Raw genomic sequence first — 7,211 nt, 5'->3', positions numbered from 1 at the left:
ACTCTCTCTGCTGTAGTGATTGCGGCAGGCAAGGGCAGCGTCGCTCCTGCAGACTTTGAAGCCCCTTCAGCATGGTCTATTGCGTCTATTGGCTTCATCGTTGTGATGATGGGTTGGATGCCGGCACCGATTGAAATTTCATGCCTGACTTCATTGTGGCTTAAGAGCCAACGCAAAGAACAAAAGGTCACGACGGATTCTGCATTATTTGATTTTAATGTCGGCTATATCGGGACGGCTGTACTGGCAATTGTGTTTCTTTCTCTCGGTGCTTTGGTACTACATGGAAATGGTACGGAGCTAAAAGCATCGGGTATTGGCTTTTCCCACCAGTTGGTAAGCATGTATGCGTCAACCATTGGTGAATGGTCTCGCTACCTGATTGCAGTCGTGGCTTTCTTCTGTATTTTCGGCAGTACGATTACCGTTATTGACGGCTATGCCCGTTCACTGGCAGAAGCACAATCTCTTCTGCAATCTAAGCCTGTTGGTCAACGTGCCTTCCATAATGGCTGGATGGTATTTATTGCGATTTCAGCGATGGGGATCATCTTGTTCTTCAGTTCGGCATTGATGCCAATGCTCGATTTCGCCATGGTGCTGGCCTTTATGACTACGCCTGTCTTTGCCTTGTTGAACTACCAACTAGTGTCTAAGGCAAACCTACCAAAGGCACTTCAATGGTCCAAGCAAATGAAAGTATTGTCTTGGGTTGGCCTCACATATTTGTTCGGCTTCCTAGCAGTATTCATTTGGTGGAAATGGTTGATGTAATCTGAAATAAAAAAGAGCCGGATACAGACAGGACGTAGGTATCCGGCAGATTCCATATTGGTTGGTGAGTTATAGTTATAAAAATAAGGTTTATTAGCGACTGAAGAGGTTGTTAACCGGCCAAAGCTGGGTCACTCAACACTTCATCTTCACTCTTAGGCTGGCTAATATTTTTCTTGTTCGGAACGGTCAACTCATGGTTGATCAGTGCAATCCCATCGATGAGTGCGTCATGCACATTATCACTTTGACCCGCCTCAAGTGCATGCAAAGCCCTAAATAATGTCTTCTGTAATTCAAGTATCTGTTCGTTTGCGTTATCCAGCTCGATAGCCTCAAGTGAAATGAGGTCATTGAGATGTTTTGCTGAACCTGGCTTAGGTGCTGATAATTGACTGGCGATAACTTGGGAGGTGCACAATTTCAAGTAAGAGAGACTTTGGGTTAGCGACTGCGAGGGTTTATCCATCCGAAAACTCCTTGATGTTTCATCATGCTATGTAGGCATTGCATGAGAATGTCCGTTATTGAGGGTAATGTTTAATAATAAAGGTTTGTTTTTTAAGGTTTATATGAAATCTAATTCATTGGGCGTGAAGATAACTTGGCTTAGATCAATTTGCGCGAAAACTCACTGGGATGACTCAATGGCTTTAGTCATTTTTATGACTAACTTATCAAGTTAGTATGAAAATATTCGGGGAATATACAAAACATTTTGAATAGCTATTCTGTAGCGTGAATAAGGCGTGTTATGGAAACACGCCTATGGCTAAGCGAGTTTGGAATGATGTGATATTTTAACCGTTATTGAGATAGCTTTCCCAACTCGCGGAGACACGATCAAATTCCTCAATACAGATATCTTCACGTTCAGTCTTTACTTCCGCTTCAAGATCTTGGAACAGTGTCTCATGTTTATCGGGATCACTTCCAAAGATAAGGCATAATCCATAGAAGTATCGTTGGATATCCAGACTGTGTTCATCAATAAAATCTAAGTCATCAAAGCTTTCGATTTGCTGATCTTCAATGGCGAATAAAGTGGCTGCATGTATCGCTTGGCGATCACCATTTTCAACGAAATTGAGCATCAGCACATTGGCAAAGCTATCTGCAGCATCTTCCTCTTTGCCAAGAATAGGGATTTGGTTAATGGCGATATAGGCGTGGCCAATCTCATGAAGCAAGGTATGTAATAGGGCCCCTTCAGCTGCCTCAAATACATACTGGTTGTCAGATTCGGATAGCTCAGATTGTTCATCTGCATCACTGATATCTGCTGAAAAGTGGTCAATCATTTCACGCCAAAAATAATAAGGGATCTCAATTTGATTCGATTCAGGATCGTATAAGGGGCCATCTTGCGTACCAAAAACAATATTGACTGGTTTGGCAAGGTTAATTGTTGAATCAGACAAGGCCTGAACTGTCTCGAGGGCGTCGGTTTGCCTTATTTCTTTAATCGTTTGTTGGTCGAGAGTATTCACACTTGGGATAAAAGTGAAACGAATGGAAGGAAGTTCATCACTCAGCGCCCGGTTGGGAAGAAGGCAGGCAAGGCTTGTAAATAGCAATACGATGGAAAGAAAAAGACCATTGTGATTAGTTTGACTGTGAATACTGGTTGAGGTGTCCATGTATGATTCCTTTCTGCTTTACGATTGCTGATGAGTATGGTTCATCGGCATGGGAGTTAGAGTGATCTTAACGCTATTACATGAAAAATTAGCAATAAATTATAGATTTGCTTTAAAAGGATAGATAAGGTGAAACATCAATATCTATTTATTGATGACTATAAAAACAAGGAGAAAAGGTGAACAAGCTATTGTCTTTTGAAGCTTTGATGGTGTTAGACGCTATTGAACGAAGAGGAAGTTTTGCTGCGGCATCGGAAGAGTTAGGCAGAGCGCCTTCATCTTTGAGTTATCAGGTTCAAAAACTCGAGCAAGATTTAGATTTAGTGATTTTTGATCGCTCGGGCCATAAGGCTGTCTTTACTAAGGCTGGTCATCTGTTGTTAGAAAGAGGGCGGATGTTATTAACCGCGGCTGACGAGATGATTGCTGATGCCAGCGCTTTGGCGCATGGTTGGGAGCTGGATATTACCATCGCTTATGACGGCCTGGTAAAAGTTGACGCTCTATTCCCGCTGGTGGAAGGACTTGCTCAACAAAGTAAAACCCGCGTCCGTTTTCAGGAAGAGATATTAGCAGGATGCTGGGAAGCGCTGGCCCAAGATCGCGCAGATATCCTTATTGCTCCAGCTCCTACAGTGGCCCCACCGGAAGCTAAGATTCAAACACTTGGCACCATTGATACAATTTGGGTTGCTCATCCCGATCATCCCATTCACAAGCATAAATATCCGTTAGATCCAATGATTAGAAAGCAATACAGGGGAATTGCGGTTGCAGATACGGCAAGGAATTTGCCGCCTATTACCTACAATATTCTCGATGATCAGCCCTTACTGACGGTATCGTCAATGCATGACAAGCTGCTGGCTTTAAAAGCGGGGCTAGGGATCGCTACGATGTCATACAGTTATGCCAAATACGCGATTGAAAGTGGTGAGCTGGTGGTTATTGGAGATGATCCAGTACATGAGCTTGAATTAGTGATCGCTTGGAATAGAAGTCGAATGGGTAAAGCAAAAACTTGGTGTATTCAGCACATTACATCACTTTGGAAAAAGCAGGCTAACCAATAAGTCGCAATGCAAACGGCATAGCTCTGTCTGTTTTTTGTACACTTTGTCATGGGGTGGCGTAAAAAGGTAAGTCGAGATTTCTGTAGTGAATATCATGCAACCTCTACTTAGGAGGATGCATGAAATTTAAAACAACAGAACTTTTAGATGATTTTGACCATTGTGAATATCTCAAGACCTTCATGGCCGATCTGCAATTTGCTATCGACGAACAGGACTGGGATGTTGCTATCGATTTTGCCCAGAACCTGTTAGCGACAGTCATCGTTCTGAAGGAAGAAGAGGCAGCAACATCTCAACGATACCATCCTCCATCTGAATATCGATCTCGAACCCAACTTTTTGGGCAAGCATGATCATTCCACGGTTTGAGGGCATCGTCATGCCTGTAATCCGATGTAATCCGGCCTCTCGGCAATAACGAATGATCTTATTCATCAATATACTGCCAAGACCGACCCCTTTAAGATCCGAGCGCACAAGGATGGCGAACTCGGCTTCGATGTTCTCAGGATCCGACAATGCGCGGGTAACCCCAATAATTGTCTCTTCTGGTTCACCATCGCTATTTGTTGATTGCTGCACGGCAACAAAAGCCATCTCACGGTCGTAGTCAATCTGAGTAAGGTTGGCTAAAGCCTCATGATTAAATTCGCCAACATCTGAGAAAAAGCGCTTATAAAGATCTTCAACAGAGACTTTCGAGATGAACTCAGCATGTTGTGGCTCATCTTCCGGTAAAATTGGCCGTAGCAGAATACGCTCACCATTTTTTAATGCGACAGTTTCTTCCAACTCTTTTGGATAAGGACGGATGGCCAATCTTTCTTGTCTATTGCCTTTAAAATGATGAAGCGTCATTGAAGCATCGATAACCGTCATTTCATCACCGGTAGCCAATAGCGGGTGGATATCAAATGACTCGATCTCAGGACAATCAATTATGAGCTGCGATGTTTTTACCAACAAACGGCAAAGCGCGGGAATATCAATTTTTTCTGGAAGATTACGCTGAGTAATTTTGCCGGTCTTAATGGCATTTATCACCATATAGCGTGCAAGGGCCATGTTCAACGGCGGGATCCCCACGGCGGCATTCTTATGAATGTCCCAATCGCCAGCATCTTCACCTAGCAAGATAACAGGGCCAAAGGTGGTGTCATGATGAACTGAGAGACGCAACTCTTGAGCACCAGCCCGTTTTGCCATTCGCTGCACTAACAGGCCATCAATTCTGGCGTTAGGATATTCCAATGAGACCCGATCAAGAATAGCCTGAGCGCCATTGGCGACTTCTTCGGCCGTCCGCAAATAAAGTAATACGCCATGAACTTCTGATTTATGTGGGATATCTGGCGAGCGTAGTTTCACGGCAACGGGATAACCAATTTGGTTGGCGATATGCGCAGCCTCAGCAGGATCACTGGCGATCCATGTAGGCAGTGTAGTAAACCCGTAAGCCTCTAAAACAGGTCTCACATCATGGGTTTCAAGTTGGGTGATCCCTTGTGCTAGCAAGTGGTTGACGACATCGTGGACATGCTTGGGGTTGGCTTTGGTTTCTCCGAAAGAAACAGGGGTTTCCATTAGCTGTTTTTGGTTTCTGCGATATTCCACTAAATGCATGAAAGCCGACACGGCGCTTTCGGGGGTTCGGTAAGCGGGGTAACCGGCCTCGGTAAATATTTTACGGGAGGCGATGGCTTCATCTTCACCCGCCCAGTTGGTCAATATATTGAACTTCCGCGTTCTAGGGTGGGAGTTTAGTACTTCGACCAAACGTCTTGCTGTCTCGTTGCCGGCCGCAATAGCCGAAGGTGAGTGCATGATTAACAGCGCATCAAAATCATCGCTGTCTAATAGAATTTTAACGGCTTGCTCATAACGGTTGATATCCGCATCACCAATAATGTCGATCGGGTTGGCCTTCGACCAGCATGAAGGTAATAAAGTAGACAGCTTGCTGGTGGTTTCATCACTTAATTGTGCCAGTTTACCACCTCGGTCGGCGAGGGCATCGACTGCCATGATGGCAGGGCCGCCACCGTTGGTTAAAATCGCCAAGCGTTCACCACGGAGAGGAACGGAATGAGCAAGGGTTTCGACTGCTGCAAACAACTCGTGGGTATTATTTACCCGTAGCATCCCTGAGCGACGGATCGCAGCATCATAAACAGCATCTAACCCGGCTGGTGAGCCTGTATGCAAGAAAGCTGCGGCACTGCCTGCAGGGGTTCTACCACTTTTTACGACGAGGATCCGACGGTTTCGCGCAGCCGCTCGTGCCGCAGACATAAATCTGCGGGCATCTTTCACTGAGTCAATGTAGAGCAGAATCGCTTCGGTTTTGCTGTCTCGACATAAATTATCGAGAAGCTCTGCAAAGTTAATATCGCAAGCGTCACCAAGGGAAAGAAAGGTAGAAAAGCCGACATTTTTGTTTTTCGCCCAATCGAGGATGGTGGTGCATACAGCGGCTGATTGAGAAATAAATGCGATATTGCCTTTATTGGCTGCAATGGGTGAAAAAGACGCATTGAGGTTTATCCAAGGCAATATGAGTCCCATACTGTTTGGACCAACCAAACGCATATTGAACTGACGAGCAACACCAAACATACGTTGTTCTTCAGTTTGGTTATCGGTAATGATATTCGCCATACCCGCAGCAAGTACAATGGCAACTTTTACACCTTTTTCGCCAAGTTGACGGATGATTTCGACATTGCGGTGTGCATTGGTACAAACAATAGCTAAATCTGGCACACGGGGCAGGCTGTCTATAGTTGGGTAGGCGAGAACACCTGCCACCGCATCATATTTCGGTGTGACAGGCATGATAGGACCATGGAACGACCCAGCCAATAGGTTGCGGATCACCACATTACCGGCCCGATTAGGGCTATCGGAGGCACCGATTACGGCGATTGACTTGGGTTTTAGGAGTTTGTCTAATCCGTCCATTTCACAACTCTTTTTGCCAGTGCTTTTCACTGAGTGTAACTAAACCCTCAACGAGTTTCTGACTAAAGTACTTGAGCTGTGATCAATGCCTAATATCAATGCATTAGCTATATTGGTAGTTTGTATTGGACGGTCTATGGAGGGAAGCGTGGCAAATCCTTTGCCACGTTGTGTCGCTACGATTAGAAATTAAATCTGATACTTGGACTTGTCGCCGATATCGTAATGCATAGGCATACGCCATTTGGAAAATGCCGCAACAGCCAGCAGGATTGCCCCTGTCATGCTAAATGCAATACTGATTTGTGCTTGATTGAATACCAAACAAAACCAGAATCCCGCCAAAGCAAGAGGGGTGAGCAACAAGGGTTTCAACTGGAAGCAAAAGTATTCTTTTACAGCCAAAGCGCTAAAGGAAAACAAAGCCGCACCAAGAGCCAACGGTGTCCAAAGGCCTGACAGTAACCAAATAACCGCGAATAAAGCACTGCCAAGAATCAGCCAACGAAAGCGTTTGTCATAGATGTGAACGGTCGTCGTTGCCAAAATGGCGGTTATAACAAGAGCTGTGGTACCCACTTCGATTTCCCAAGCGACAATCGACATAATACCTGCAGCGGCCGTAAGAGCAGTTCGATATAAGAGTACGGTGAGTTTATCCAGAGTATCTAACTCGCTCTGAATGTGAGGATCGGCCATGATGAGCTCCATTAATGAAAAGAATGCAGTAATATTTTACCCGTATTTCTTGTGATAC

Annotated in this window: 5 protein-coding genes and 1 pseudogene; 2 read left to right on the top strand and 4 right to left on the bottom strand. The window is 44.9% G+C overall.

The features are described 5' to 3' along the window. Positions 1–774, top strand: a pseudogene (locus BIZ37_RS28620) (divalent metal cation transporter); the annotation flags it as partial. Positions 775–886: 112 nt separating this feature from the next. Here BIZ37_RS28620 and BIZ37_RS28615 read toward each other — a convergent pair. Both BIZ37_RS28615 and BIZ37_RS28610 read right to left on the bottom strand, forming a co-directional pair. Beyond that, complete coding sequence (locus BIZ37_RS28615) at positions 887–1,243, bottom strand: hypothetical protein (protein WP_187464429.1); 357 nt, start codon at positions 1,241–1,243, stop codon at positions 887–889. Between the two features lie 331 nt (positions 1,244–1,574). Continuing rightward, the gene (locus BIZ37_RS28610; RefSeq protein ID WP_187464428.1) at positions 1,575–2,414 is read right to left on the bottom strand and encodes a DUF4344 domain-containing metallopeptidase; all 840 of its coding nucleotides are present in this window, start codon (positions 2,412–2,414) and stop codon (positions 1,575–1,577) included. A 179-nt stretch (positions 2,415–2,593) separates the two neighbouring features. On the opposite strand from BIZ37_RS28610, the gene BIZ37_RS28605 reads away from it, so the two are divergent. Further along, positions 2,594–3,490: a LysR family transcriptional regulator gene (locus tag BIZ37_RS28605; RefSeq protein ID WP_370577970.1), complete on the top strand. Its 897-nt coding sequence runs from the start codon at positions 2,594–2,596 to the stop codon at positions 3,488–3,490. A 261-nt stretch (positions 3,491–3,751) separates the two neighbouring features. On the opposite strand, the gene BIZ37_RS28600 is transcribed toward BIZ37_RS28605, so the two are convergent. Then, positions 3,752–6,454 (bottom strand): bifunctional acetate--CoA ligase family protein/GNAT family N-acetyltransferase, encoded by a 2,703-nt coding sequence (locus tag BIZ37_RS28600; RefSeq protein ID WP_187464427.1) that lies wholly within the window; start codon positions 6,452–6,454, stop codon positions 3,752–3,754. 189 nt (positions 6,455–6,643) lie between these two features. Beyond that, entirely contained in the window at positions 6,644–7,153 is a 510-nt protein-coding gene (locus tag BIZ37_RS28595; RefSeq protein ID WP_187464426.1) for a DUF2301 domain-containing membrane protein, read from the bottom strand. Positions 7,154–7,211 lie beyond the last annotated feature (58 nt).

It is taken from the genome of Photobacterium sp. BZF1, from assembly GCF_014349205.1.
GTDB lineage: Bacteria > Pseudomonadota > Gammaproteobacteria > Enterobacterales > Vibrionaceae > Photobacterium.
This window is presented reverse-complemented; position numbering and strand designations above follow the sequence as displayed.

What these genes read in the sequence shown, in the direction of transcription:
- BIZ37_RS28615 (WP_187464429.1), bottom strand. Translation starts at nt 1,243, where the DNA reads ATGGATAAACCCTCGCAGTCGCTAACCCAAAGTCTCTCTTACTTGAAA.
- BIZ37_RS28610 (WP_187464428.1), bottom strand. Translation starts at nt 2,414, where the DNA reads ATGGACACCTCAACCAGTATTCACAGTCAAACTAATCACAATGGTCTT.
- BIZ37_RS28600 (WP_187464427.1), bottom strand. Translation starts at nt 6,454, where the DNA reads ATGGACGGATTAGACAAACTCCTAAAACCCAAGTCAATCGCCGTAATC.
- BIZ37_RS28595 (WP_187464426.1), bottom strand. Translation starts at nt 7,153, where the DNA reads ATGGCCGATCCTCACATTCAGAGCGAGTTAGATACTCTGGATAAACTC.